Origin of the sequence: Winogradskyella aquimaris, from assembly GCF_042676105.1 — a bacterium.
In the GTDB taxonomy this organism is placed as follows: domain Bacteria; phylum Bacteroidota; class Bacteroidia; order Flavobacteriales; family Flavobacteriaceae; genus Winogradskyella; species Winogradskyella aquimaris.
In genome coordinates this window covers 1-1,066 of record NZ_JBHTJQ010000021.1, presented here as the reverse complement: position 1 = coordinate 1,066, position 1,066 = coordinate 1, and the positions used below count along the sequence as shown (strand labels likewise).

General features: G+C 29.9%; 1 protein-coding gene. It reads right to left on the bottom strand.

Features of this window, described 5'->3' with window-relative positions; translation table 11 throughout:
* Nucleotides 1-142 precede the first annotated feature (142 nt).
* The gene (locus ACFQ1K_RS14445; protein ID WP_320556892.1) at nt 143-808 is read right to left on the bottom strand and encodes a hypothetical protein; all 666 of its coding nucleotides are present in this window, start codon (nt 806-808) and stop codon (nt 143-145) included.
* Between the last annotated feature and the right edge of the window lie 258 nt (nt 809-1,066).

The following is a 1,066-nucleotide window of genomic DNA, read 5'->3' as shown; positions in this document are numbered from 1 at the left end:
GATTGCAGTAGCAAACAAACTTTTAAAACAAGCATTCGCTATTGTAAAATCAGGATTGCCTTATGATGAAAATTATGTGTCAAGATTAAGCTAAAAAGACTTGTTTTTTAACTCAGTTCTTTGTTGTAGCTAGTTTTTTTATTCAGTGATTTCTTTGTTCCTCAATAATTCGCTTATAGCTCTTTTCCAATAATTCGGATAGTTTTTTATTCTCCTTTTTTATTCTTAATAGCATCTCATTATATAATGAGATATTTTCTTCGTTATGTTCGGGATGTGTTTCGTCAAATATGAAATAAAATATGCTCTCTATTTCTTTGTCTGTCAACTTTTCCAGTTTCTCGCAAGCAGTTTTTGTGTCGGATAAAAATCGTTCATAAATTTCAAAACCAGCTCTTAAATAATCAGCTCCATATTCACCTCCAATACAAATGTTAAAATACTTTTCGTAATATGCATCTTTGTCATAATAGTCCATTTGGCTTAGATATTTAACCCAAGGATTTACAACATAAAGTTTAGGTACATAATTTTTTTTGTGTTTGCTTTTTTTCCATTCGATGTGTTTTTTCCATGTGTCTATATACATTGCATCACTCATTTGAGAATGGCTATTTGGAAGTAGTTCAAAAAACTGTTTCTCTAATTCTTTCTTTTTTTCTCCTTCGCTTTTGAGAACTTTGTCAAAATAGAGGTTGATAGAATCAACTCTAGCTTCAGTCACTTTTAAATTAGAAAAGTCAATATCAGTTTGACTTGAACAAAGATTGTATATTAGAAGAAATAGAATTGATAGTTTACTTTTCATTAGGTTCTGCAAAATTAGCTACAACGGTATTGTGTATGATTTGTGCGATTGAGAATCCGCAGGATTTTCAGTCGTTGCAAATCAGTTGCTTAAATATAAGATTTTTATTTGAAGGATAATGTAAGCATGAATTATACACGTCTTAAGTTTACAATCTATTATTTTTAGAAGATTAATCAGAAAGAACAAAAGAGAGGATTAAGATTAATATACACGGTGAAGCGATAACTTCGACAACAATGATAATCCCCTCTCTTT